This window comes from Paenibacillus campi, from assembly GCF_034659835.1.
GTDB classification, from domain to species: Bacteria; Bacillota; Bacilli; order Paenibacillales; family Paenibacillaceae; genus Saccharibacillus; species Saccharibacillus campi.
The window spans coordinates 102,485-127,429 of sequence record NZ_JAXSQZ010000002.1; the positions used below are offsets into that span (position 1 = coordinate 102,485).

The 24,945-nt window shown below is 46.2% G+C and carries 21 protein-coding genes; 15 read left to right on the top strand and 6 right to left on the bottom strand.

What is annotated here, in order from left to right; translation table 11 throughout:
- The first annotated feature begins 422 nt into the window (after positions 1–422).
- From U1I11_RS05820 to U1I11_RS05830, 3 genes are all read left to right on the top strand, one after another.
- Positions 423–1,286 carry an SDR family oxidoreductase gene (locus U1I11_RS05820; RefSeq protein ID WP_322905731.1) on the top strand — a complete coding sequence of 288 codons (864 nt, stop codon included), beginning with the start codon at positions 423–425 and terminating at the stop codon, positions 1,284–1,286.
- Positions 1,287–1,553: 267 nt separating this feature from the next.
- Positions 1,554–2,093, top strand: a complete 540-nt coding sequence (locus U1I11_RS05825; protein WP_322904651.1) for a DUF2569 family protein — start codon at positions 1,554–1,556, stop codon at positions 2,091–2,093.
- A gap of 106 nt (positions 2,094–2,199) precedes the next feature.
- On the top strand, positions 2,200–2,712 hold the full coding sequence (locus U1I11_RS05830; protein WP_322904652.1) for a GNAT family N-acetyltransferase: 513 nt from the start codon (positions 2,200–2,202) through the stop codon (positions 2,710–2,712).
- A gap of 460 nt (positions 2,713–3,172) precedes the next feature.
- Here U1I11_RS05830 and U1I11_RS05835 read toward each other — a convergent pair whose 3' ends face one another.
- Positions 3,173–3,343: a hypothetical protein gene (locus U1I11_RS05835; protein WP_322904654.1), complete on the bottom strand. Its 171-nt coding sequence runs from the start codon at positions 3,341–3,343 to the stop codon at positions 3,173–3,175.
- 475 nt (positions 3,344–3,818) lie between these two features.
- On the opposite strand from U1I11_RS05835, the gene map reads away from it, so the two are divergent.
- From map to U1I11_RS05865, 6 genes are all read left to right on the top strand, one after another.
- The gene (gene map, locus U1I11_RS05840; RefSeq protein WP_322904655.1) at positions 3,819–4,565 is read left to right on the top strand and encodes a type I methionyl aminopeptidase; all 747 of its coding nucleotides are present in this window, start codon (positions 3,819–3,821) and stop codon (positions 4,563–4,565) included.
- A gap of 515 nt (positions 4,566–5,080) precedes the next feature.
- On the top strand, positions 5,081–7,975 hold the full coding sequence (gene pulA, locus U1I11_RS05845; protein WP_322904656.1) for a type I pullulanase: 2,895 nt from the start codon (positions 5,081–5,083) through the stop codon (positions 7,973–7,975).
- Between the two features lie 237 nt (positions 7,976–8,212).
- Positions 8,213–9,181, top strand: coding sequence for a Ppx/GppA phosphatase family protein (locus U1I11_RS05850; protein WP_322904657.1), 969 nt, complete (start codon positions 8,213–8,215; stop codon positions 9,179–9,181).
- 573 nt (positions 9,182–9,754) lie between these two features.
- Positions 9,755–11,128: a GntT/GntP/DsdX family permease gene (locus U1I11_RS05855; protein ID WP_322904658.1), complete on the top strand. Its 1,374-nt coding sequence runs from the start codon at positions 9,755–9,757 to the stop codon at positions 11,126–11,128.
- Between the two features lie 42 nt (positions 11,129–11,170).
- Positions 11,171–12,751, top strand: coding sequence for a gluconokinase (gntK, locus tag U1I11_RS05860; protein WP_322904659.1), 1,581 nt, complete (start codon positions 11,171–11,173; stop codon positions 12,749–12,751).
- Positions 12,752–12,914: 163 nt separating this feature from the next.
- Positions 12,915–13,388: a GNAT family N-acetyltransferase gene (locus U1I11_RS05865; RefSeq protein WP_322904660.1), complete on the top strand. Its 474-nt coding sequence runs from the start codon at positions 12,915–12,917 to the stop codon at positions 13,386–13,388.
- Between the two features lie 18 nt (positions 13,389–13,406).
- Here U1I11_RS05865 and U1I11_RS05870 read toward each other — a convergent pair whose 3' ends face one another.
- Positions 13,407–13,967 (bottom strand): GNAT family N-acetyltransferase, encoded by a 561-nt coding sequence (locus U1I11_RS05870; protein ID WP_322904662.1) that lies wholly within the window; start codon positions 13,965–13,967, stop codon positions 13,407–13,409.
- Positions 13,968–14,337: 370 nt separating this feature from the next.
- Between U1I11_RS05870 and U1I11_RS05875 the strand changes: the two genes are divergently transcribed.
- From U1I11_RS05875 to U1I11_RS05885, 3 genes are all read left to right on the top strand, one after another.
- A complete protein-coding gene (locus U1I11_RS05875; protein WP_322904663.1) occupies positions 14,338–15,801 on the top strand; it encodes a carboxylesterase/lipase family protein in 1,464 nt (487 codons plus the stop codon).
- A 362-nt stretch (positions 15,802–16,163) separates the two neighbouring features.
- The gene (locus tag U1I11_RS05880; protein WP_322904665.1) at positions 16,164–17,222 is read left to right on the top strand and encodes an HD-GYP domain-containing protein; all 1,059 of its coding nucleotides are present in this window, start codon (positions 16,164–16,166) and stop codon (positions 17,220–17,222) included.
- Positions 17,223–17,634: 412 nt separating this feature from the next.
- The gene (locus tag U1I11_RS05885) at positions 17,635–18,204 is read left to right on the top strand and encodes a GNAT family N-acetyltransferase (RefSeq protein WP_322904666.1); all 570 of its coding nucleotides are present in this window, start codon (positions 17,635–17,637) and stop codon (positions 18,202–18,204) included.
- A 109-nt stretch (positions 18,205–18,313) separates the two neighbouring features.
- Here the strand turns inward: U1I11_RS05885 and U1I11_RS05890 are convergent, their stop codons facing one another.
- Positions 18,314–19,027: an S-layer homology domain-containing protein gene (locus U1I11_RS05890; RefSeq protein WP_322904667.1), complete on the bottom strand. Its 714-nt coding sequence runs from the start codon at positions 19,025–19,027 to the stop codon at positions 18,314–18,316.
- A 445-nt stretch (positions 19,028–19,472) separates the two neighbouring features.
- Here U1I11_RS05890 and U1I11_RS05895 point away from each other — a divergent pair, with 445 nt between their 5' ends.
- The 3 genes from U1I11_RS05895 to U1I11_RS05905 all read left to right on the top strand — a co-directional run bounded on the left by U1I11_RS05895 (position 19,473) and on the right by U1I11_RS05905 (position 21,457).
- Positions 19,473–19,649: a hypothetical protein gene (locus U1I11_RS05895; protein WP_322904668.1), complete on the top strand. Its 177-nt coding sequence runs from the start codon at positions 19,473–19,475 to the stop codon at positions 19,647–19,649.
- Between the two features lie 117 nt (positions 19,650–19,766).
- Positions 19,767–20,576, top strand: a complete 810-nt coding sequence (locus U1I11_RS05900) for an alpha/beta hydrolase (protein WP_322904670.1) — start codon at positions 19,767–19,769, stop codon at positions 20,574–20,576.
- Between the two features lie 14 nt (positions 20,577–20,590).
- Positions 20,591–21,457, top strand: coding sequence for a hypothetical protein (locus U1I11_RS05905; protein ID WP_322904671.1), 867 nt, complete (start codon positions 20,591–20,593; stop codon positions 21,455–21,457).
- Positions 21,458–21,585: 128 nt separating this feature from the next.
- Here U1I11_RS05905 and U1I11_RS05910 read toward each other — a convergent pair whose 3' ends face one another.
- The 3 genes from U1I11_RS05910 to U1I11_RS05920 all read right to left on the bottom strand — a co-directional run bounded on the left by U1I11_RS05910 (position 21,586) and on the right by U1I11_RS05920 (position 24,609).
- Positions 21,586–22,659 (bottom strand): mechanosensitive ion channel family protein, encoded by a 1,074-nt coding sequence (locus U1I11_RS05910; RefSeq protein WP_322904673.1) that lies wholly within the window; start codon positions 22,657–22,659, stop codon positions 21,586–21,588.
- A gap of 317 nt (positions 22,660–22,976) precedes the next feature.
- Positions 22,977–23,237: a GlsB/YeaQ/YmgE family stress response membrane protein gene (locus U1I11_RS05915; RefSeq protein ID WP_322904674.1), complete on the bottom strand. Its 261-nt coding sequence runs from the start codon at positions 23,235–23,237 to the stop codon at positions 22,977–22,979.
- Between the two features lie 472 nt (positions 23,238–23,709).
- Positions 23,710–24,609, bottom strand: coding sequence for a manganese catalase family protein (locus tag U1I11_RS05920; protein WP_322904675.1), 900 nt, complete (start codon positions 24,607–24,609; stop codon positions 23,710–23,712).
- Between the last annotated feature and the right edge of the window lie 336 nt (positions 24,610–24,945).

Below are 24,945 nucleotides of genomic sequence, written 5' to 3' on the forward strand. Positions count from 1 at the left end.
GATACAAATACATACTAGGCGGTGTCTTCAAACGATGCTACGTATCATTTTATTGTTCGTAAAGGTCGGAAATAAGACCCTGTACAGCGCAGTCTGACGCAAATTACCCGTATCGAACGATCTGTAAAGTAGTTTGAAGACACGCCCTAGTACGGTATTGCTGTTTCCTTATCGATGATAAAGCTATTCGTGCGTTAATCCGGTAGTATGCGTTTATAGTTCTAATAAAGTTGTAGGGAAGCATCCGCTTTGAGTTTCGAAATATAGCCATATGATTGCATAACCAAAATTAAAATTTAACATGATCCAAGTACCAGAAAGTTCGCTGTGATTTTATAAAGCGATTTATACGATCTACTCGTCCTAGCTGTCCTAGCTATATCGACGCATTCTGATCTACTCATCACGAGAGGAGCTATATGATGAACAACAAACGCATATTAATTACAGGTGCCAATTCAGGCATGGGACTCGCTTCCAGCATTGCGCTCGCTAAGCAAGGGCATGAAGTCATTATGGCATGCCGCAATGAGGAGCGTGGACAACAGGCATTACAACAGGCGCGTGAGCAAAGCGGGTCGGATCGGCTGACGCTAATGCAATGTGATCTCGGTTCACTGAGCCATATTCGTCGTTTTGCAGAGCGATTTTACGCGCAATATGATCGGTTGGATGTGTTGCTAAATAATGCGGGTGTCGTCAATTTAAAACGTAAACAAACGCAGGACGGTTTTGAGATGTCGCTCGGTGTTAATCATTTGGGGCACTTTTTGTTGACCCGTCTGCTGCTTGATGCGGTGCGGCAATCACCGTCCGGGCGGATTGTGACGGTTAGCTCCGGAGCGTATAAGATCGGCAAAATTCACTGGGATGATCCGCATTTGCATCACGGTTATACGGTCATCAAGGCGTATGCTCAGTCCAAGCTGGCGAATTTGTATTTTAATCAAATTTTGGCGGAGCAACTGCAAGGTTCCAATGTGACTGCTAACTGTTTACATCCGGGCGCGGTCGCCACGAGCATCGGTGTCGATCGCGATACCGGCTTTGGCAAACGATTGCTGGCTGCGCTGGCGCATACGCCTTTTTTCCAGACGCCTGAGCAAGGTGCAGAAACGGCGGTATTTCTCGCTACCGATCCAGCGGTTGAAGGGCAGTCCGGGCAGTATTATTATCGTAAAAAAGTGCATGCTGTACAGTCACGTGCGCTAAATCGTGAAGAAGCGCTGCGCTTGTGGGAATGGAGCGAGCAGCAGACGGGGATCGAATCATCGCTTCATGTATAAAGGCGTTGAAGCAAGCAGCAGCGATAATGACGGCGGTAAACGACAGCTTTTGCATGATTGAAATAGGATTCTGGCAATGGCTGTGATAGACTGGAGAAAGCGGGCAACTACAGGCATACGGCGTCGCATCGATCGTTTTCATCGTTGGGAAGACCGTGTTTATGCTGTAGTTCATAAGCGCGAGGAAAGCAAAAATAGACTGCTTTCCTTAAACGGTTGCCCATTGATCGTCAACCGATTTAGAAACAGAAAGGAACGGAAACAACAATGAACAATAATTATCCGCCAAATCCGAATGGACAGGGACAGCCACCATTTGGTCCACCACAACCTCCACAAGGTCGTCCACCGCTCGTTGGACTTGGAGGCTGGCTGATCGTATTTCAGGTGTATATGTACTGGAGCTTGCTGATCGCATTGATTGCGATTCCAACCTACATATTTATGATGTTTCTGGTTGCTAATCCGAATATTTTCCCGCCGGAACTTAGCGGGGAGATCGATAAAGTGCTGGCGTTATACAACGGCAGTCTGCGCGCGCTGTCCGTCTATGAGATGATCGTGGCAGTTGTACAGATTGTATTGCTGGTCATCTTGCTTGTACTGCTGTACACACGTAAGCGTTCGTTTCCACGTATGGCAAGAATGTATTTGCTGATCAATTTGGCGTTTACGGTCATCTCCTTTTTTGTCGTACCGCCAACGTCTGCGATGGTGTCCGGCATGATCATTTCGGCAATATTGACGCTGCTGTGGAATTTATATTTTTCGCGCTCGGTACGGATCAAAAATACATTCGTTCGCTAAGCGATAGGCTTGCCTATTATGGACAAGTACCGAAAGAGCATAGACGGTTAGCAGCTTACCCATTACAATAAATAGAAAATGTAACGACGTAGTGGAGGCAAACAATATGCATAAAACGCAAAATGATGAAATTCAAATCGCTCGTCAGCAAGATTTAGACGAAATTGTTAGCATTTACAATTCCTCCATCCCAGGCAGACTTGCGACTGCGGATACGGAGCCAGTAACGGTCGAAAGCCGCCAGGTTTGGTTTGATGAGCATGATCCTGCACGCCGCCCGTTATGGGTATTATGGCAAGAGGAGCGGATTGCTGGCTGGGCAAGCTTACAAACATTTTACGGTCGTCCGGCATATAACGGCACAGTCGAGCTAAGCGTATATGTACATCCTGATTTCCAAGGCAAAGGCATCGGCAGCAAGCTGGTAAGTTATGCGATTGAGCAGGCACCGGCACTCCATATTCATACATTGCTCGGCTTCGTATTTGCACATAATGATCCTAGCCGTACATTGCTGAGTAAGTTCGGTTTTGAACAATGGGGGCATTTGCCGCGTGTTGCCGTGCTGGATGGCGTCGAGCGCCATCTGGCGATTTTGGGCAAACGGATTGGTGAATAGACCAAGCGAGTATTTTGACCGCGCTAAAAATGAAGTTTCATGTCATACAATACAGCGAAGTTTAGTTTGTGAGATAAGTCTATTTGCATAAGACGGAATCGACTACACATTACGTTCAAGCTGGTCAAAGTCGTACACAATGTCTTCCAACCGTCATCATTATTATGTTAGCGGTCAAAAGGGTCGCGTTTAAAACGATTAGGATAGTTATCGATAGCGCTGTTTTGTGAAAACAAACTGTGTTGAAGTGCCTAAATGCTAGTTTGAACCTTTTTATACACAATGCCAAAAACCTGTTCTTTTACGCATCTAAAGCCCGTATGATGGGCAATGGGAGCGGTGAGGACAGGTTTTTGGCTATGACTGGCTGGCGGATCAACGATCGGACAATGATCATCGCGTCATACTATTTAATCTGTTAGATGTGTAAGTATAGTTTGTTAAATGATAAAGTGTAGTATTAGTTCCGAATCCTTTCAATCCGCGCCAGCAGCTCGTCCCCTTCATGCTGGCGATTAGCGCGCATATCTTTAAACAACAGCACCAAATCTTCAAGCTGCAAGCAGCCTGCCAGCAAAATCAACGGGGTAAATACAAGCCATTTGCTAATGTGCAGTACTGTTTTTTTCATTGCTCATCGTCTCCTTGCATTCGATTGATCGATCGCTTTACGACGATACGTCATCCGCCAGTTATGTCATTTTATCAATATACGAGGTCAGATAGCAATTCGTTTCAAATTCGGATAAACCGTGTAAAAGGTAGGGTCTTTTGCTGTGCAAAAGCCTTTTTTATTGCTCCATGTTTGGAGCTTGTCAACACGGAGAAGTAGGGTCTTTTGCTGTGCAAAAACCGTTTTTATTGCCCGCGTGTTTAGAGCTTGTCAACACGGAAAAGTGTAGTCTTTTGCTGCGTAAAAACATCTGTCATTACACACTCTGTTTGGAGCCTGCAAACACGGAAAAGGTTGCTGAAATGCAGGACAGGCGTTAGTATAATAGAACGATGTAGAGTAGCCGTTAGTCGCTTTGGCGCTAATGCCAACAGCGCTATAAGACGTTAGTTATGATCGGTTAGTGGCTAGTACGGAAAGGAAGTTATGAGCGATGATTATTTTGAAGACACCCGCAGAGATTGAACAGATGAAGACAGCGAGCCAGATTGTGGCGGATTGTCATCGTCATCTGGCAACAATGATCGCTCCGGGCATCACCACGATGGAAATTAATGAATTTGTCAAAAAGCATATTACACGTCTAGGCGGCAAGCAATTTACGAATGGGTACAACGGCTTTAAATATGAAACTTGCGCTTCGGTCAATGATGTGATTGCGCACGGCTTTCCGAGTTATGAGCCGCTGCAGGCAGGCGATGTGTTAAAGATCGATATTGTAGCTGAATACGGCGGTTGGCTAGGCGATTCCGCCTGGTGTTATGCTGTCGGTCAAGTGTCGGCAGCGGCGGAACAGTTAATGCGTATCACCTATGAATGTTTGTATAAAGGCATTGAGCAAGCAGTAGTCGGTAATCGGCTGGGCGATGTGACTTCGGTCATTCAGCAACATGCGGAAGCTCACGGCTATAGTGTCGTGCGCGATTTGCTCGGTCATGGCATCGGACGCGATTTGCATGAACAACCAAGTTTTGCCCATATCGGTCAGCCTGGCAAAGGGCAACGTCTGAAGGAAGGTATGGTGTTTACGATCGAGCCGATGATCAACGAAGGAACATACCGAATGACGATCGATGAAGATGGCTGGACGGCACGCACCGGAGATGGTAAGCTATCTGCACAGTATGAACATACGATTGCCATCACCGCCGATGGTCCGCTTATTTTAACCGCACACTAATATATCCATACACACCAAGAGCAGCCGACCCGTTTATTAGTCGGCTGTTTTTGTCCATTTAAACGCGGATTTTACATACATATTTTTCGGTTTTTGAAGGGGGTTGCGCTATATTTATGTTTTATGAAAAAGCGATTTAAACCGATAATAGAAGTACATACAAAGCTGTTTAAATACAGCATTTTGAGGTGATAGTGAATACATCATGATCAACATATTCGATATTGTATCATTCACAGTCTCAAGCGATTGCTTAGCGATTCGTTGCGTTCATTTCCAAATTTTACGTAAATATACACAAAAATATATTACAAAACCTACAAAATTTCGACAAAATATCCGATAATTTTTGTATAACACATGAAATTACACACAAGTACTGGTAAACTATATAGCAAAACGATGACGATCATGGCGACCTATAATGAGTTAAATCGCAAGGCGATGTCAGAGCGCTGTTGCGCACGCGCACAAGCAGCGTACCGATTGCCTAAGCTAAAATGGTGGTGAAAAAAATGTTGGATAAAATGAATCATGCCCTGACGCGAAACTTCGATGTGGCAACTGATTATTTTTACGATATAGATGATCTTGGCGTACAGTATACCCGTCAGCATAGTATATTCAAACTGTGGACACCGGATGCGGTGCATGTCGATCTGATGCTGTATGACCATCCTGGTACGTACAATAAAGCTGGGCGTGTGCTCGATCATACGGATGGACAAGCGATCCCAATGTATGCGGAGGAAGGCGGCGTATGGCAGGTACGTCAAGAAGGCGATCTGGCAGGCAAATATTATATGTACCGTGCCGAGTTTAAAGACGGCAGTGTAGAATATGCGGTCGATCCGTATGCGAATGCGGTATCTGCGAACGGACAGCGCACAGCGATCGTTGATCTGCGTACAACCGACCCGCAAGGCTGGGAAAATGATATTCGTCCGCCGATGTCGAGTTTGACCGATGCGATCATTTATGAACTGCATATACGGGACTTCTCGATCGATCCTAATACGGATATTCAGCACAAAGGTAAGTTTCTTGCTTTTACCGAAACCGGGTTAAAAGATGAGTACGGCAACAGCATCGGCATCGATCATTTGCGCGAGCTTGGCGTAACGCATGTGCATTTGCTGCCGATCGCTGACTTTCAGACGGTCAATGAATTAAAAGTGGATGATCCGGATAGCCAACAGCCCAAGTACAACTGGGGATACGATCCACAGCATTATAATGTGCCCGAAGGTTCTTATGCGACCGATCCGACCGATCCAACTTCCCGTATTCGCGAGCTAAAAAAACTTGTGCAAGCGCTCCACGGCGATGGGATGCGCGTTGTGATGGACGTCGTATACAATCATACGTATTCGGTAGAAGACGGGCCGTTTGATCGGCTCATTCCGGGTTATTTTTACCGTACCGATGAGCGTGGACAATTGACCAACGGCTCCGGTGTAGGCAATGAAGTTGCGACCGAGCGTCCGATGGTACGCAAATACATTAAAGATTCTTTACGTTACTGGGCAACCGAGTATCATCTGGATGGCTTCCGGTTTGACCTGATGGGTCTGATTGATACCGAAACGATCACGCAGTTAACACAGGAGCTGCGCCGTGAAGTTGATCCGTACATTCTAATCTATGGCGAGCCGTGGACAGGCGGTTGGTCGCCATTGCCGCAGCAAACATTAAAAGGTTCACAGCGCGGCAAAGGGTTTGCCGTATTTAACGATAATTTCCGCAGTGCGGTCAAAGGCGGCAGTGACGATAATACAAAAGGTTTTGCCACCGGTGAATATGGAAAAGAAGGCGAGCTAGTTAAAGGCATTTATGGCTCGATTGGCGATTTTGCCGATCGCCCGACCGAAAGCGTCAATTATGTGACCGCACATGATAACTTGAATTTATGGGATAAAATCGTCCGTATTAACGGAGCGGAGCAGCAATTATCGTTTCTGCATATGGATAACGGCAAGCTAGTTGGCGGCGGTGATCTGGAAGCGGCGATAGCAAAAGCTGATCCGTACGGTACGATTCAATCGAACAAGCTGATGGAGCATGAATGGGTACGTCGCTCGATCTTGTCCAATGGCATCGTGCTCACAAGTCAAGGCATTCCGTTTATCCATGCCGGAGATGAGCTGCTGCGCAGCAAAATGGGCGATCATAACAGCTATCGTAGCCCGGACGAAATCAATATGATCCGCTGGATTAACAAGCAGCGTTTTCGGGAAGTGTTTGACTATTATAGCGGTTTAATTCATCTGCGGCTGGCGCATCCTGCGTTCCGTATGAGTGAGCGCAAAGATGTAGAGCAACAGCTCAAAATGCTGCGCAGCGACCATCAGGTCGTCGCATTCCAGCTTGGCGAATATGCGAATGGCGATAAATGGCGCCATATTATCGTCATTTACAATGCGGCAACAACGGAGCAAACGGTAACATTGCCACAATCTAGCCGCCAGTGGCAAATGGTCGTCAATGAACGCACAGCGGGCACAAAGCCGCTCGCGTCTGTGCTTGGCGGCAAAGTAAAAGTGGCGCCGCTATCGCTGATGGTATTGTTTGACGAAGAAGATCAATATAAACCGGTGCCGGCAAGTCTGGAATGGGATTACACACCAAGCATTGTGGAACCGGGTGAAAAGCTGCATTTGCGCGTTATCCCACGCGATCAACGTGGACGTGTGTATACGTCAGAGCGTGTTCGTTTCCAATCGTCCAATGAGCAGGCGATTCAAGTTCGCGCCGATGGACGTATTACAGCGGTTGGCGAAGGTAACAGTACGATCTGCGTCTCATGCGGCAATGTGGAAAGCTGTCTGCTGCTGCATGTGGAAACATTAGTGCCGCATATGGTCAATTTGCAAGGGGAGCACCAAGTTTATGCAGGCAAACGAATCAAGCTGAACGCGGATGTGATCGATCAATATGGTCGTCCGATCGCACGTCCGAAGCTGATCTGGTCATCAAGTGACAAAAGTGTGGTGCGTGTGAATCGCGACGGTGTCGTGCGTGGCATTCATCCAGGCAAAAGCAAAATTACGGTCACTTGCGGCAAAGCGACCGCACAATGGTTTATCGAAGTGATGCCTTATGTGCCACGCAGCATCGAAGTTGAATACGAGCGTCCGAATCAGGACTATCGCGGCTGGAATTTATGGGTATGGGGTTCAGTGCTCGGTCACCGCCAAGTTGATTTTGATCGTATCGAAAATGGGCGTGCAATTGCCCGTATTCATATCGCGCCGGATGAGACGAATATCGGTTTTATTATTCGGCTTAAAGATTGGCAAGCGAAAGATATCGACACCGACCGTTACATTTTCGTCGATACGAAGCAAGATTCGATGAAAGTACTAATCAAAAGCGGCGATCCCGATATTGATATCGAACCGACCGGCTGAGGGAACTCAGCCGGTTTTTGGCATCAAAACGGAGTAAGAGGTGGCTATCTTACACGATGTTCTCCAACTATTTCCATAAAAGATTGTGAAAAATGTATTCACGGTGGAAATCGTGGCGTGTTCCTGATAAAATCATAAACAAATTAGCGTTTGGCTTCACCGGAATATGATTTGATGAAGGAGGAACTCGTTAATGGCGATGTTGGAATCAAAGGATGCGTTCATGGCGAGGGTACAATGAGCGATCATCGTAACCGGCTTGGAGTCATTGATATCGGCTCAAATTCGATTCGGCTTATTATTTATGAGGCAGGCAGTGATCGAACATGTCGTATGGTGCACAAAGCAAAAGAAACGGTGCGCCTCGGTGTGACGCGAGACGAGCAAGGCAATATGAGCGAACAGGATATACAGACCGTAATCCCGATTTTGCAAAAGTTCAAAAGCATTTGCGCAGCTAACCGGACAGAGCAAATCCGCGCTGTGGCGACAGCGGCTGTGCGTCAGTCTCCGAATACGGAGTACATTACCGCGACATGGAGCAGGGAAACCGGCATTAACGTGCAAATTTTGTCCGGTGAGCAAGAAGCGTATTATGGCTTTCTCGGCGTAACACGCTCGATGCCTGCGCATGTGCAGGAAGGTTTTATTGTAGATATCGGCGGCGGCAGTACGGAAATTTCTTATTTTAAAGGTGAACAATTGCTGCACAGCACATCATTACCGTGCGGCGCAGTCAATATGACGATACAAAATGGCGGTCGTGAACGTTGGTCAGAGTCGGCATGTCAGCAGCTTGAACGTAAGCTGCTTGGGATGTTGGAACAATATGCATGGATCGGTGAGCATAAAGGGTTGCCGTTAATCGGTCTGGGAGGTGGCATTCGTGCATTGGCACGAATGGAGCGTGAGCGTCGTCATCAGCTTAAGCCTGCCGGTGATCCGTATGAGATCGAACCGGACACGATTCGTTTTTATGCTGACGCACTGGCAAGCTTGAGCGTCGAAGAACGGATCGACCAATTTGAGCTGGCTGCCGATCGGGCGGATATTATCGTGGCAGGTACGATGATTTTGCGCACTGTATTTGATCATATGGATTGTTCGCTGCTGCTCGCAAGCTGGCGTGGATTGAGCGATGGACTTGCTCATCATATGATGAGCATGAATGTACAGCCGGATAAACGCCCGGTGAATGGGCGCTGAGCAAGTGATCAGCACGTTACGGTGGCATAAGCTTCGTAAAGTTCGTTTAGAACTTTACGGGGCTTTTTTATTTGCTCGCAAATGAGCGCGATAGCTGTAACGTGACAGTATAGGCTTAGCTTATCCAGTTTGAACATTCTAATTATACGCTAGTAGACTGTCTCAAATGGAAATTGTGTTTGAACGTACCTTAACCTATTCATCATCAAGCAATAGTTAGATCGACAAACCGTAAATGTATTTGAGACAAGCTACCAGTAGGATGACCGCGCTAAATGTGGGGTTTAATGTTGAATAGTTTGAACCAGTTCATGGTGTGATTCAGAGATATATTCGTATGCTAGAGTGATCAGACCGCATATTTAAGCTGATCAACCTGCCAGCATTTGCAAACGCTACCTTATGGGTGACCATCAATCTTCTGCTGACAAGTCGTTTAAACGGTAAATGGATACGGGTAATAAGGCAGATATGCCTTTAATGACATGGTAGTTCGTCAAGTAGCCGAATATGGCGCTGTAGTATAGACTATTATGTCTAATGAATCTAATCGGAACAGGAGGACACTGTTGTATGTATTCTATATTTGGACTAAGCCATGAGTGGACACTGCTCGTCTGGGCGCTGGTGGCGATTGCGATCTTAATTGTAATGATTGCGCGGTATAAATGGAATCCGTTTGTCGTACTGCTGCTGGCATCGCTGTTTCTCGGGCTAGTGATCGGTATGAAGCCGCTGGATGTGGTGAATTCGGTACAAAGCGGTCTGGGCGGAACGCTCGGTTCGATTGCGATCGTAATCGGACTCGGTACGATGCTCGGTAAAATGATGGCGGAGTCCGGTGGAGCGGAGCAGATTGCGACGACATTGATCGATCGGTTTGGCGAGAAAAGAGTGCCGTGGGCGATGCTTGTCGTTGGCTTAATCGTCGGTATGCCGGTCTTTTTTGAGGTGGGCATCATTTTGCTCATTCCGATTTTGTTTACGGTCATTCGCAAAACGAATATTTCGCTGCTTAAAGTTGGCATACCGATGTTGGCAGGTTTGTCGACCGTACACGGGTTGTTGCCACCGCATCCGGCACCGATGATTGCGATTAATGCGTTTCAGGCGAATATCGGGACGACGATTATGTATGCGTTAATCGTTGGGATTCCGACTGCGATCATTGCTGGGCCACTGTTTGGTACATATATTGGCAACCGGATTGTCGTACAGCCACCAGCCGGTCTGTCCGAGCAGTTTGCATCCAATCGTCAAGATCAGTTAGGCCGTTCGTTGCCGAGCTTTGGTTTGACATTGCTGACGATTTTGATGCCGGTTATTTTGATGCTGACCGGCTCGATTACCGAAATTGTAGCGCCGGATAGCACGAGCGGGATGGCGGTTTTTTTCCGTTTTATCGGTAATGAAGTGGTGGCGATGTTTATCGCGACCGTATTTGCCTTTTTCTCGCTCGGTTTTGCGCAAGGCTTTACCAAAGAGCAAATTTCCAAGTTTGCCAGCGAATGTTTGGCACCGACCGCATCGATTATTTTGATTATTGGTGGTGGCGGTGCGTTTAAGCAAGTATTGATCGATAGCGGTGTCGGGGAAGCGATTGCCCATGTGGCTACATCTGCACATGTGAATGTGATTGTATTTGCATTTCTCGTTGCTGCACTTATTCGTGTTGCCACCGGCTCGGCAACGGTCGCGATGACGACGGCGGCTGGCATCGTGGCGCCTGTGCTGGCGCTGACGCCGGGGGCGAATGTGGAGCTGGTCGTGCTCGCGACCGGTGCGGGTTCGCTTATTTTGTCCCATGTGAATGATGCGGGCTTTTGGATGGTCAAAGAATTTTTTAATATGTCGGTACCGCAAACGCTCAAATCATGGACAGCGATGGAGACGATTTTGTCGCTGGTGGCATTTGTGTTAATTTTGCTTTTAAATAGTATTGTATGAATAGGAGTACGATGAACAGTAGACGAGAGGCGGGAGCTTAGGATGAGCAACGGAAAGTATATGATCGGTGTCGATATTGGCACAACGAGCACAAAGGCGGTTTTATTTGAAGAAAGCGGCAAAATTGTCGCCCAGGGCAATGTGGAGTATCCGCTGCATACGCCTGTGCCGTCTGTAGCTGAGCAGGACCCAGAGCAATTGTTCCGAGCGGTAATCAATTCGGTACGTCAAGTAATGGACAAAAGTGAATGCCATTCGGACGATATTTTGTTTGTATCATTTAGCTCAGCAATGCACAGTATGTTAGTCGTCGATAAAGAGGGCAAGCCGCTGACCGCAGCGATTACATGGGCGGACAATCGCAGTGCTGCTTACTGGCGCAAACTCAAAGAAAGCGGCAAAGGTCAGGAGTTGTACATGCGTACCGGTACGCCGATTCACCCGATGTCACCGCTCACCAAAATGATGTGGATTACGGCGGAAAAGCAAGATATCGCCAAAGCAGCGCACAAATACATTTCGATTAAGGAATATGTATTTTTGAAGCTGTTCGGTGAATATGTTGCTGATCATTCGATGGCATCGGCAACCGGATTGATGAATTTGCAGGAGCTAGATTGGGATCAAGGTGCATTGGAAACGGCTGGCATTACACGTGATCATCTGTCCAAGCTTGTGCCAACGACACAGGTGATGAATGGATTGCACGGAACGTATGCGTCAGAGATGGGGTTATCGACATCGGTTCCATTTGTACTTGGCGCAAGTGATGGTGTGCTGTCCAATTTGGGCGTAGGCGCGATCGATCCGGGTGTAGTCGCAGTTACGATCGGTACGAGCGGTGCAATCCGCACCGTAACCGATAAGCCGGTCACCGATCCGAAAGGACGCTTTTTCTGTTATGCGCTGACAGAGGATCGCTGGGTAATCGGCGGGCCGGTGAACAATGGTGGCATTATTTTCCGCTGGATTCGCGATGAATTTGCAGCTTCTGAAGTGGAGACGGCGAAACGGCTGGGCTTGAGCGCCTACGAAGTGTTAACGCGTATTGCCGAAAAGGTTGATCCGGGCGCAGACGGTTTGCTGTTCCATCCGTATTTGTCCGGTGAGCGTGCACCGCTTTGGAATCCGGATGCACGGGGCTCCTTTTTCGGATTAGCTTTGCATCATAAAAAAGAGCATATGATTCGCGCCGCACTGGAAGGCGTACTGTTCAATCTGTATACCGTGATGCTGGCGATTGAAGAACAGATCGGTGTACCGACCAAAATTCATGCTACTGGCGGTTTTGCTCGTTCCGAGCTGTGGCGGCAAATGATGGCGGATATTTTCGATCAGCCGGTCATTGTACCGGAAAGTATCGAAAGCTCCTGTCTTGGTGCCGCAGTGCTCGGTCTGTATGCGACCGGACGTATTCAATCGCTTGATGCGGTATCCGGTATGATCGGCACGACCTATGAACATCGTCCGTATGCTGAGCACGCTTCAATCTACCGTGAGCTGCTGCCGATCTATATTCGTATTTCGCGTAAATTTGCCGAAGATTATGAGGATATTAGCGAATTCCAGCAACGGATGCTAGAGCAGCGCACAGCGCGTGAGGAGGAGCATAGCGATCTGTAAATCAGTTCGTTCATGCTACTCCACTTAGCTTGTTGTGCTGTTTAGGGGCACATCATTATATTGTCCAAATTTTAATGTTTTAAAGTGGATTAGACTTCTGTTAGGCGAGCCTATACAATTAAGCATAGGTATACATCATGCACTTTCAGAGGAGTTATAATCGATGATTGAGTTAATACCGATGAACACACAGCAATTTATTCGATTTCGTGAGCAATCGATGCACGAATTTGCCGCTGAAAAAGTAGCGGCTGGCGAATGGGCGGAAACAGAGGCGCTTCAGCAAGCGCTGCAATCGTTTTCTAAATATTTGCCGGATGGATTAGAGACGGAAGGCGCTTATATTTACAATGTGCATGATGGTGAGCGCCATGAAGATGTAGGCTATGTATGGGTACAAGTGAACGAGACGCCGCGCGGCAAGCTGGCTTTCATTTACGATATCCAAATTCATGAAGTGTACCAAAACAGAGGCTATGGTACGCAGACGATGTATGTGTTAGAACGAGCGATGAGGCAGCAACAAGTACATCGTATTGATCTGCATGTATTCGGGCATAATGATCGCGCACTGCATGTGTATTATAAGGCAGGCTATCATATTACCGATTATCATATGTCCAAAACGCTATCATAAACGGCAAACAACCGGAGCTTACATACGCTCCGGTTGTTTCGTCATACGTGTATAGGCGCGACCGCCAATTTCAATGATGCCATCCGACTTGTAGCCAAGCCGCTCATACAGCGCTTTGGCACGTATATTATCGACATCAACGATCAATAGCACTTTATGATGTCCAAGCTGGAGCGCCTTTTGTTCAAATTCACGGATTAGCAGTGTACCGACGCCTTGCCCTTGAAAAGCAGGATGAACCGCCACTGAATCAAGGTAATATTCATCTGCTTTTGCTTCTGGAATAATGTTATCACCCGACAATCCGCGCTGGCGCAAATGTTGCTTGAGCGGTGCGTCAAGCGCTTCGATTTCTTGACCGTGATAAGCAAGTGCAAATCCGGCAATTTCACCGTTACGCTCCAGCACATACACATGGTCATGACTTAGCCGATTTCCCTTTTGCCGAAAAAAAGATTCCAGTGCTTCCAGCATAGCGGATTGCTGTTGCGTGCCAGTGAGCACATAACCAATCTCACCGATCGCGGAGCTGATCAGTGGAATGACGGCTGCTGCATCTTCAGGTGTAGCTTTTCGCATTGGATTTCCTCCTGTATATTGCTGCGCATATTCATAAAGCATGTAGACAAACTCACTTTCTCCGCTTGCATAATGTTATCGTGGATTTGATCAGCGGCTGTAAATGAACATAAACTGCGGCGATACGATAGCGTAGTTCACTTTAGTTTATCGACATGCCGTAATGTGAATGTGTTGCTATGTTGGAACAAACATCGCTTTTGATTATATCATATTTATCGTTAAAATGTGTTCGCTATGAGTATAGTAGAAAGGAGCAAACAGTATCTGTTTGTAAAGCTACCGACATAAATTGTGATGCTTTAGCTTGATATGTTTAAATGAATATATAGGCTTGCGTACTTACAAACCGGAAGGATGGAGATCAGTCATGGAAAATACGCTCATTCGCACACAATATGGAGAAGTTCAAGGTGTCCGTCAAGATGGTGCTGTCATTTGGCGCGGTATTCCATTTGCCGAACCACCAGTTGGAGATTTGCGCTTTCAGCCGCCACGTCCACCGCAGCCGTGGCAGGAGCCGCGCGATGCGACGCAATTTGGGCCGGTATGCGAGCAGCCGGACAGTGAGCTGGAACAATCGTTTCCCGCGCATGTACGTCCGGTCAAATCGGAAGATTGTTTGTACTTGAATATTTGGGCATCAGACCGATCGACTCCGAATCGTCCGGTCATGGTCTGGATTCATGGTGGAGCTTTTGTTACCGGAGCAGGCAGTTTGCCTTTTTATGATGGCACATCGTTTGCGGTCAATGGCGATATGATTATTGTGACGATTAATTATCGGCTGGGTCCGTTCGGTTTTCTTGATCTGTCATCATACAATATGCCGGAATCCGCTAATCTGGGCTTACAAGATCAGATCGCCGCGCTAAACTGGGTACGTTCCAACATTGCGGCGTTTGGTGGTGATCCGGAGCGAATTACGATATTTGGTGAATCGGCGGGAGCGATGAGTGTAGGGGCGCTGCTCACGATGCCTGCTGCCAAAGGATTGTTCCGTTCCGCCATTATGCAAAGCGGCGCTTCTCAAGTGCTGCCGCCTAGCACTGCGCGCGGCATTACCGAAGCGATGATCCGATTGCTTGGCGGTCAAGCTGGTGATCCGTCTGTGCTGATGGAAGCATCATCGCAGCAATTGCTGCAAGCGGCATCCAGATTGCATGAAGACGGTGAAGCGAGCCTGCTGACGCTACCGTTTCAACCGGTGCTACATGCACAAACATTGCCGGTAGAGCCGGTGCGTGCGATTCGTGAAGGCGCCGCCAAAGGCATTGCACTTATGATCGGAACGAATCAGGATGAAGGTCGCTTGTTTATTAACGACTCGAAACATATGATGAACAAGCAGCAGGCAGCGCAGGCATTGGAAGCGATGACCGGGCAAGATATCGCACTGCTGCTGGAACGTTACCCGGAAACGGTGGAAGGACAGGCGCAAATTTTGACCGATTTATTTTTCTGGCGTGCTGCGATTCAATATGCTGAAGCACAGCTTCCGTATGCGCCGGTATGGATGTATCGGTTTGACTGGAATCAGCCGGGTCATGCATTTTATGGCACCGCTACCCATGCGACCGAAATTCCGTTTGTATTTAACAATGCGGTCATGCTGGAACGCTCTGGCGTCAAACTGGATGAACTGACCGCCAATTTGGCGCACCGAATGCAGCAGGCATGGATTACGTTTGCTCATACGTCTACCCCAACGACGCTCGAAATTCCGTGGACGGATTACAATAAAAAAGATCGCACAACGATTATTTTTAATCGTCAGCTCGAACTTGTACATGATCCGGATCGGGAAAAGCGCCTTGCTCTGATCGGTGACTAAGCAAAGCTAGGTGATGGCAGCATCACTGAACTGTCATATGTTGAAATGGGCGGCAATTTAACATTCGTTCCCTTTAGCGAACTGTACTACGCAATAACGAACAAGACAGGAGTGGAGCCTACCGGTTCTGCTCCTGTCTTGTTCGTTATAGTTCCAAAGGGAATACGATATGCATAAATATGTATATTTCATAGCGATGATTAAGCGAGAAGTGCTATAACAAATTAGGATACTGCACCCGATAAAGTATTATTTAGCAAGCATCGATAGATGCCGAATAATGACATAGTTAGCGCTTTAGCTGTATCATTTGCACGATAAAAGCTGCATCCGATCTAGCATAATAATGGAATTATGGAGGGATGAATGTGCTTATACATATTGATGAAGTACAGCAGGGGGATCGTCTTATTACCGATGCATTTAACCGGTTTGGTGTTCCGCTGCTCAAACAAGGCACTATTTTATCACTGGAAGATATTACATTGCTTATGCGTCATCGTCTGGAATATATCGATATTGAGCACATCATGCTCCCGACAGGCAATATGACAACCGCAATAACTAATTCGAGCTCGCTCCCGGATGTGCTGCGGCAAAGTATCGAAATGTCATTGCAAACGTACCAGTCTCTGTTTTTGGAGTCGCTGACCCGTGGACGTTTTAGCGCTGAACTGACCGATCGTTTGCTCGATCCGTTACTGCTTGATCTGAATCACAAAAAAGATGTCGTTTCCTTGCTGCTTATGTTGGAAGCAGAAGATGATCATATTTACAGTCATTCGCTTAAAGTCGGCTTACTAAGCTATTATATCGCCAGCTGGCTCGGTCATAATGAGGCAGAATGCTATCGGATTAGCCGTGCCGGATATTTGCACGATATCGGCAAAAGTAGGCTACCGTCCATTATTCGTAACGGCAGAACATCTATGAACCTATCCCAGCTCAAAGAATATCGCAAACATACACAGTATGGTTATGAGCTGATTATGAATTCGCTTAATGATAAAGCGACAGCACTCGTAGCGCTGCAACATCATGAACGCGGAGATGGAAGCGGTTATCCGCAGCGCTTGTACAAAAACGGTATTCATACGTATACCCATATCGTAGCGGTAGCCGATGAGTTTACAAATATGGCTGTCGTTAATGAAGACGGCAGCAAGCAAGGATTCATTCGGATTTTGCAAAATTTGTATGAACTTGGTTTTTCCAAATTACATGAGCAACCGGTGCAAGCACTGATCTATCATATGTCGCCCAATCTAGTCGGCAAACAGGTGGAACTGGACAATGGGCAACACGGCACGATTGTACTTGCCAATCAGACCGACCTATTCCGTCCACTCGTTCAAATCGATGAGCAATTTATCGATCTGGCAAAACAAAGACAGGTTAATATTCGCAAAGTGTTTGTGTAAGTCGTCCGATACGTAGGCGAAACAGTCACCATTTTGTATACATGGTGACTGTTTGCAGTACACTTTTGCACAGCAAGCGGCTGTATACGAACAGCAATCCATGTCGGCAATCACTATAGCACGGGCTATAATGATCGCCTTGCAGTAAGTAAAGGTATACAACTATCCAGCTAAGCAATACGGAAAATTTTATAATGATCGCTGTGCAGTAATTAAAGCGTAGCGTACAGGCAAAATACATATATAAAACGTTCCGGCGCGGCTACAAATCTACTGTAGGCGACTAGATTAGTCAACGATGCTGTCATAATCAATTTATGGTTGTGCCCGCACGCCTCCGCTTCACCTGATTGGATACCCGCCAGCGCGCATATTATAATAATAGTTAAAGCTAAGGAGGGGCGAGCGATATATGGATGAGATTCGGCAATATACGGATGGAAACGTAATGATTCGGCAGACGATAGAAGCGGATGCAGAGCGATTATGGGAACTGGCATTTCGCGATGAAAGCCCACCTTGGAAACAATGGGATGCACCATATTACCCACATGGGGCGTTAACATACGAACAGTTTGTACAACAGGAAAAACGATATATGATCGGCAATCCTGCCCGCTGGGTAATCGAAACGAATGGCGAGCTGATCGGTATGATTAGCTACTACTGGGAGCATGAGGAATCATTATGGCTAGAAATGGGCATCGTTATTTTCCAACCGGCGTATTGGAATGGCGGTTATGGCACACGCGCATTGAAGCTGTGGATTGCGCATCTGTTTCGCACGATGCCGCTCGTACGGGTCGGTTACACTACATGGTCAGGGAATGAACGTATGATTCAGGTTGGGTATAAGCTGGGGATGACGATGGAAGCTCGTCTGCGCAAATGCAGATTGTATCAAGGCGTCTATTATGATTCGATTCGGATGGGCATATTGCGTGAGGAATGGGAACAGCATCTACAAGCACAGCGTGACTAGAACATGATTCAGTATGCTAACATGCCATGCCAAAAACCGCTTGTCAAGTATCCGTACAGATTACCTGGCAAGCGGTTTTTAGTATGTTTCATTACAACTGTAGAATCAATTAGTTACTTTCGCCGGTTGTATCGTTCGGTTCAAACATACCGCCGCTAGATTGTGCCTGATTTTGCAGTTCGGGATGTTTTTGCAAATAATCGAGTGCATTGTAGATCATAATAGCGGCATCTGCACGTGTGATCGGTTGTTTAGGATTGAATTTACCGCTCTCATCCAGCTTGTTAATATGCAGCGCAAGCGAGCGCTGGATCGCGCCTTGATAGGCGGCTGTAATGTTGGAGTCATCAGCAATTTTCAGCGGATCGATTTTGAACATCGGTAGATTGCCGGATTTTTGCATCGCCGCCATTAAATAGTCGGTAAACTGCTCACGGGTTAATTTAACTGCTGGATCGATATCACGCGGCACTTCAATCCCATTTAGCGTTGCAATAATGAACGCATCCGAATACCAGACGCCATCTTTAACTTTAGTATAGGAGTCGCTTGCCTGAGGCGCTTTAATAAATTGGAATTGTGCCAAGCTTAGCTGGAAACTTTTGACGAGCATTTGCACGCCTTGTGCGGCATTTAGCGTCTGCTCCGGTTTGAACTGTGTTGCGGTCACACCGCTAATAAAGCCGCGTTGTTGTAACGATTCGATCTTTTCTTTGCCCTCGATTTTGCCGATATCGCCAAATTGGCTGGCAGCCCATGCATTTGCGCCAATCGATAATGTAAGTACCGATGCAGCGGCTAAAGAAGCCCATTTGTATTTCATTTGTATTCCCCTCTCTTATACAATAATCTTCCTTATTCTTCCTGCTTACTTTATAAACGCTTAACTACGACTGATTGTTGCACTCGTTTGATACTTTTAACAAGAAAATGTAAAAATACGAATCAGACGATAGACATACCGTCTGCTAGTTTACTAAATAGTACTTTGGCATAGAATGTTTGACGAATTATGTCTAAGGATAAGACGAGAGCAACGAAGCTAGGACCCTGTAAGCTGGGCCTAATGATTCATTTATAGAAATTACCCCAGAATATGTATTATTTCTATTTTCAATAGGAAGTTTTGGGGGTATAACTATAGTAACTTAAATGACAGTCAGTACTATAAAATAGGAATTCCTAGGAAATCCATCATATCAATTGTAAAGCAAACCACATACAAACTGCAATTAAACTGCGCACGCGCGAATAGGAGGGTGACCGATATGATTATCAACTTGAGCGTACATCAAATGACACCATACAATCACCAGCAATTCAGACCGCAGACGACAACTGTCGAAAATAAAGCAACTCATACTCAAGGCGGCAATAGCTTTGAAGAATTGCTGAATGCACAGATGGCTGGCAGTACGACGATTACGACTTCACGTAAACGTTAATCGAATCTATTTTATAACATTTAAACATATTTCTGGTTACATAGGGACAGCTACCTTTGCGGTAAGCTGTCCATTTTATTATGATAGAATGGAATCCAAATTCAGGGAGGTTACATAATGGCATTGATGCAGTGTGATTTTTACTCCGAAGTATTAGGCTTGTCCACATCGATGAATGTGATTTTGCCGCAACAAACGCAAACCCAGATCGGGATGGAAGGCAAAGCAAATACAGGCAAGCATCCAACGCTTTATTTGCTACACGGTCTGTCAGACGATCATTCGATTTGGCTGCGTCGTACATCGATTGAGCGTTATGCGGCAGCATATGGCATTGCGGTCGTGATGCCGAATGCGCACCGTAGCTTTTATACCGATATGAAGGCAGGCGGCGACTATTTTACATTTATGACAGAAGAACTGCCGCGATTGGCGGAATCGTTTTTCCCATTGTCTTCGCGCCGAGAGGATCGTTTTGTAGCTGGGTTGTCGATGGGCGGCTATGGCGCACTGAAGATCGGGATGAGTTTGCCGGATCGGTATGCTGCCGCTGCCAGTTTGTCGGGGGCGACGGAACTGGACGGAATGTACACCGTACGCGCCAAAAATGATCCGATCTGGGAAGAAGAAGTAAAACGTATATTCGGATCATATGAGGAGATGAAAGGGAGCAAAAACGATCTTTTCCAGCTTGCTGCCGAGCTGTCCAAATTGAAATCGGCGGCGATCCCTAAGCTGTATCAGTGCTGTGGCACCGAGGATTTCCTATATGAGGGCAATATCCATTTCCGCGATCATGTGCGCAAGCTCGGACTGGAACTGACGTATGAGGAAGAACCAGGGATGCATGAGTGGGGATATTGGGATATGAAAATTCAGCGTGTGTTGGAGTGGTTGCCGTTATCTAAGCCTTTGACTAGTAAATAAAAGGAATGATGCCTGTGTCGAATTCTTTTCTTTTTGCAAATGGTAAAGTGACCCCTTCTCCAGCGCATACAGCGCAAATGGTGCCTAGCCATACGAGTCAACCGTTTGTACCGTCGCTTTCGGCATCGTCTGTTGCTATACTGCAAATGCAACAAGCGCTAGGTAATCAAAAAACGCTGCAACTGATGAATCGATCGTCTAGTTCTGCGTGGAAAAGAAAAAATGAAAACGCACTCATATATGGTGGACAACATGCTAAAATGATACAACGTGTAAAAAACGAAACAGGGGAAGTTAAGTTTTTTCCGCTTGTGCCTTATATTCTCACACAGGATGAAGATCATTATTATCTTTTTCACGGTACATTTGCTACAAATTTGGACGGTATTGGTAAAGGGGGCTTAGACCCGGCTTATGGTGGAAGTGATCGGGGCGCACGTCAATATGAGCAAGTTGTTAGCAAAGATGCAAAAGATTTGATGAAATATGCTACCGATCCGAATATTGCGATGATTTACGCTAAAGCACCTGCTGAACAAGGAGCTATAGGTGCTTTTTTAGTCGTTCGTGTTGCCCGATCTGCATTGGATGCAGCATTTAGCGAACGGGATGGGGAAAAAGATTTTTTTTGGCGTAGAGAACGTGGCGGAGAAAACCATAGAAGAATAGACGGAGTTCCTCCTAATAAATTAGCTCTAAATGGTAAAGGTGAACAAGGCGAGCATGATCATATTCTTGCTTTGGAGACCAATATTGTAATTAATCCAGAAAATATTTTTCTGGCAGGTTTATATTTGCCGCCTCATGGAGAAGTAAACGAAGAAGAATTAGCCGCCAAACTTGAAGTGAACACAAAAGAGGAATCCCAATCGTCTGACTAGATAACAATCGGGTTGGAATGATCCATCTTTAATCAGATAAAGCCGGAGTTGGTTGATCATTCAAACAGCTCCGGCTATTTGTATGCATGTAAGTGGATGAATGAAGCAACTGTACCGAGTGAAATGGGTTAAACATTAATTCCAGGCTCCTGTACAAGCACACGCTGCGTCGGATACGCCAGCTGTACATGTTCCTCCTCCAAAATCTGCATCACATACAAATTCAGTTGCTGACGGTACTCCAAATTGTCACCCCAGCCTGGTGAACGCGTAAAACACTGCACCATAATGCCTAGGCTGCTCTCATAAAACTCATTAAACTTTACCATCACCGTGCCCGGCGCGACCGCTTCATCGTGCTCCAAATGCTCGCTCAGCCGCGTAACGACCCGTTTAATCCGATCGCCAGGCGTATGCAGTGATACTTTAATATTAAAAAAGATTTTCCGTTTGCCCATCTGACTGCCGTTTGTAATCGCTGACGCGGCAAGCTTAGAATTAGGCACGATCACTAGCGCATCGGTAAACGTACGGATTTTCGAGCTGCGAAACGTAATATCTTCTACAATGCCTTCAATGTCCGGTGTGGAAATCCAATCCCCTTTTGAAAAAGGCTTCTCCAAAATAATAATAATACCGGCGATAATATTGCTAAGCGATTCCTGCGCGGCAAGCGCAATCGCCAAACTGCCAAGCCCCATACCGGCAACGACGCCGTTAATACTAAACCCCCATTCTGCACCGACGATTGTGATGACGAGCAAAATAATAATAAAACGCACCACTTTGGACAGAAAAGGAATAATCATACTCGACGCATCCAGCCCGAACCGCTTGCCTGCGCCTTCCAGCAAAATCGAGGACGCGGCAGACACATTGTACAAACCCCAGCCGAGCAGCGCGATGCTAATGCTGCGATATATTTTGTTCACATCGATCACAAAGCTCCACTGCTCATGCATAAAATAACGCAGTGCAAAATATGTACCAATCAGAATAAAAAAGTATTGCAACGGTTTCTCAAACGCCTGCGCCCAACGAATTAGCGCCGCATGTTCTTTAAATCGTCCAATTACAAACGCAAATAAATACCGGGTAAACAGTTTACGAAAAGCGAGAAACAGCAGCAAAATTCCGATCGATACGAACAGATCGATCCAGCGTATATTGTAATACCATTGAATTAGCGAATCGACGCGCATACATCCCATCCTTTATATATCGTTTAAATGATAGCAGGCAAGGCATATTCCAGCTCCTAGCCTGCTTTATATTATTACCCAATCCTCATGTTAGCGATATATTAAATGGGAATTTACCAATAAGTTCCTCTGATCAAAAAGGGATGATATCCAGCACTCATACTTTGTATCATCAACAAAAAGACCTGCTCCATTAAGGAACAGGTCTTTATACTGTACAGCCACGTATTGGATTGAATGAAGTAGATCATCACATTAAAATGAATGCTAGTTGGGAGTGTGGCTGTCCCATCATTTGTGTACGAAATGCAGTGTCATTAACTACGTGTACGACGCATCGAACGCATAACGAGACTGACTACGAAGACGAGAACTACCGCACCGATAATCGCCTGAATTAAGTGGAAACCACCCAGCTCCGGACCCCAAGAGCCCAGCAAACTGTCACCCAGCCAACCGCCGATGAAGCCGGCGATAATATTACCGATCACACCGCCTGGAATATCGCGACCGACAATCATACCTGCGATCCAACCGATAATACCCCCAACGATTAATGCCCATAACCATCCTAACATATCATTCGCCTCCTCGATGAAGTTAATAGCTTGAATTATGATCATTGAATGGATTCACCGCATATCCCGATGGCCATCGTATACTAGAATGGATATGCTGCTCAACTCACTCAACAATCTGTCGTCGAATATTAATTAACCAACCATAACCAATTTAAACATTATGTTAAAAATTCGATAAATAAATTGCTTGCCATTCGCTTACTGCAAGCGAATTTCTAACGTTGGAAACGACAGACAAACAGGTGATAACATCAATTAAACGCACCTGTTTATCTGTCAATCATTTATTTTTATGATACGAGTAAAAAAATGTTTGGAAGGGATGTCACTCCCTATGACAAACAAAATAAACGTTTGCTATTGTTGTTTTTTGATAGCGATCCATCACTTCCTGTACATAAATATGACTTGAAGTAGGATCAAATGTATAGCTCCACGATCCGAAAACAGGCTCTTTTACAGACAGGAATTATTTAATATTACCGTTTTCTTTTAACCGTTTGGCGATTTCAGCAAATTCCGCTTGCGAAATGCCAGGTGCAAATTCTTCCTCCACCTCTGGATATTCAGGTACAGGAACGCCTTCAGGGAAGCCATGAATGACTTCAAGCGGCATGCCATCTTCAGGATGCGTACCTTTCCAAATCTGATCAATCGCTTTGAAATCTTCGGTACTGTGCGTATACAGACGAGTGTGTACGCCTTTTTCCTCGTATTTGTGTGCTTCATTAAACGATTTGTTACTTAGCGACGGCACAGGCACCAGCTTCGTAATATTGACCCCGGTCGCCATTTCCAGCGCCTTCGCATAAGCGACAACGTGCACACCGCCACGCACAAGCAGAAAGCCGACCACTTCGCGTGCGGCAGGATGATCGGTCATTTCATACACTTTCATTTTGTGTGTACGCGCACCGCATTCCAGAAAGAAATTGTGCAGCAAGTCTTCGACCAGATTGCCGCTGTTAAACACATTGTCACCTGTCCACGGACGCCCCATCGAATCGCGTGGCATCGCCCCTTGCGCGCCTGCCAGATAAGGGTAACTAAGCCGCATATCTTTAACCGATCCCAGCGGTGTATCGTCCGGCTGTTTGTAAGTAGTCGAACCTGCCTGGATTTTGTTAATGCCATGTGCAACGAGCTCCACATGTCCTAATTCTTCCGCCGTAATGCTGGTGACAAGATCGTAAAACGGTTTGAGCTTTGTTTTGTTACGGAAGTTAAACGATTGGAATAAATAATTGTTCAGCGTCGACATTTCACCAAACTTACCGCCCAGCAACTCTTGTACAGCTGCTGCCGCATTCGGATCAGGACGATCCACATCTGGAATTTGAATCATAATCTGGTCAAGACGTGTAAACATAAATATCCCTCCATGTCTTTCAAATAAGTTGTACCGGCAAAGGTGACAGGTGACATCGGCAGGTGATTCGGACTGCCAGCTATCTTAAAAACCGGGTCAGTCTGTATATACACGAACCTAAACAACCAATACCCCTAATTGACAATAATGAACATTAACTAGCTTTGTTTTCCAATTGCTAACCTGGTTAAACAGGTAATGCGGTTGGGCAATAGTGGTATGATCTATTTTCGATTCCAGTGACGTATCGTAGACGATCGTGCTTTTTGGGCGGCAACTTACGCGTAATTGCATCGAAATTGTGACCGGAACGATGTATAATATGTAAGCGATATC

Excerpts from the sequence above, each read along its gene's own strand:
- U1I11_RS05820 (WP_322905731.1), top strand. The coding sequence starts at position 423 with ATGAACAACAAACGCATATTAATTACAGGTGCCAATTCAGGCATGGGA.
- U1I11_RS05825 (WP_322904651.1), top strand. The coding sequence starts at position 1,554 with ATGAACAATAATTATCCGCCAAATCCGAATGGACAGGGACAGCCACCA.
- U1I11_RS05830 (WP_322904652.1), top strand. The coding sequence starts at position 2,200 with ATGCATAAAACGCAAAATGATGAAATTCAAATCGCTCGTCAGCAAGAT.
- U1I11_RS05835 (WP_322904654.1), bottom strand. The coding sequence starts at position 3,343 with ATGAAAAAAACAGTACTGCACATTAGCAAATGGCTTGTATTTACCCCG.
- map (WP_322904655.1), top strand. The coding sequence starts at position 3,819 with ATGATTATTTTGAAGACACCCGCAGAGATTGAACAGATGAAGACAGCG.
- pulA (WP_322904656.1), top strand. The coding sequence starts at position 5,081 with ATGTTGGATAAAATGAATCATGCCCTGACGCGAAACTTCGATGTGGCA.
- U1I11_RS05850 (WP_322904657.1), top strand. The coding sequence starts at position 8,213 with ATGAGCGATCATCGTAACCGGCTTGGAGTCATTGATATCGGCTCAAAT.
- U1I11_RS05855 (WP_322904658.1), top strand. The coding sequence starts at position 9,755 with ATGTATTCTATATTTGGACTAAGCCATGAGTGGACACTGCTCGTCTGG.
- gntK (WP_322904659.1), top strand. The coding sequence starts at position 11,171 with ATGAGCAACGGAAAGTATATGATCGGTGTCGATATTGGCACAACGAGC.
- U1I11_RS05865 (WP_322904660.1), top strand. The coding sequence starts at position 12,915 with ATGATTGAGTTAATACCGATGAACACACAGCAATTTATTCGATTTCGT.
- U1I11_RS05870 (WP_322904662.1), bottom strand. The coding sequence starts at position 13,967 with ATGCGAAAAGCTACACCTGAAGATGCAGCAGCCGTCATTCCACTGATC.
- U1I11_RS05875 (WP_322904663.1), top strand. The coding sequence starts at position 14,338 with ATGGAAAATACGCTCATTCGCACACAATATGGAGAAGTTCAAGGTGTC.
- U1I11_RS05880 (WP_322904665.1), top strand. The coding sequence starts at position 16,164 with ATGAATGTGCTTATACATATTGATGAAGTACAGCAGGGGGATCGTCTT.
- U1I11_RS05885 (WP_322904666.1), top strand. The coding sequence starts at position 17,635 with ATGGATGAGATTCGGCAATATACGGATGGAAACGTAATGATTCGGCAG.
- U1I11_RS05890 (WP_322904667.1), bottom strand. The coding sequence starts at position 19,027 with ATGAAATACAAATGGGCTTCTTTAGCCGCTGCATCGGTACTTACATTA.
- U1I11_RS05895 (WP_322904668.1), top strand. The coding sequence starts at position 19,473 with ATGATTATCAACTTGAGCGTACATCAAATGACACCATACAATCACCAG.
- U1I11_RS05900 (WP_322904670.1), top strand. The coding sequence starts at position 19,767 with ATGGCATTGATGCAGTGTGATTTTTACTCCGAAGTATTAGGCTTGTCC.
- U1I11_RS05910 (WP_322904673.1), bottom strand. The coding sequence starts at position 22,659 with ATGCGCGTCGATTCGCTAATTCAATGGTATTACAATATACGCTGGATC.
- U1I11_RS05915 (WP_322904674.1), bottom strand. The coding sequence starts at position 23,237 with ATGTTAGGATGGTTATGGGCATTAATCGTTGGGGGTATTATCGGTTGG.
- U1I11_RS05920 (WP_322904675.1), bottom strand. The coding sequence starts at position 24,609 with ATGTTTACACGTCTTGACCAGATTATGATTCAAATTCCAGATGTGGAT.